The organism is Halolactibacillus sp. JCM 19043 (assembly GCF_001310395.1).
GTDB lineage: Bacteria > Bacillota > Bacilli > Bacillales > Amphibacillaceae > Halolactibacillus > Halolactibacillus miurensis.
Genome location: NZ_BAXD01000097.1, coordinates 1 through 611 on the forward strand (window position 1 = coordinate 1; position 611 = coordinate 611).

Genomic DNA, 611 nt, shown 5'->3' on the forward strand with positions numbered 1-611 from the left:
CCTTTAAAACACCACTGTTGGATGCACCATGCTTATAGAACTTCCCTTTAAACTTTTGAGCAGCCTGACTGCTACCGATTGCTTCACGTGCTACTTGTATGGGTGGTTTTCCTTTTAATCCGTCTGTTGAAAGTGCTGTTAGATGAATAATATCACCGTAACCAATTTTTACATACTTCCCATTTGGTAACGTGGTGTAATACCATAGTTCATTCGTTTTCACATCAACATGAGGTTCTGTTACAGCAGGATTCAGAAGCCATAATTCTTTTGGTCGGCCATCTGCCCCCAGTTAATGTTGATATAAGCATTTCCCCACGTATTGCGATGAGTTTCTATCAAGTGCTTAAACTTAAAAGGACTTTGATATGGATTAGGTCTAGTTTCAAGTACCTTTGCCACAGCATGCTTTTTATCCCTTACCCTACCATCACTTGTTTTCTTAAATGTTTGAAAAGGTAACTTTGCAATACTGTTTGCTAAAATATTGACGCAAGTGTAAACTGCGGGAACACCTAAAGCAGAATTAACCGTCACCTTCTCACCACTTGAAGATTCGTGTCCGAAAATATTTAGAAACCAAGGAGCTGGATTTGTTAAATCCGTTTTTT

Annotated in this window: 1 pseudogene; it reads right to left on the reverse strand. The window is 38.8% G+C overall.

Annotation, left to right across the window (positions count from 1 at the left end):
• Positions 1-611: pseudogene (locus JCM19043_RS15825) on the reverse strand (phage portal protein); the annotation flags it as partial.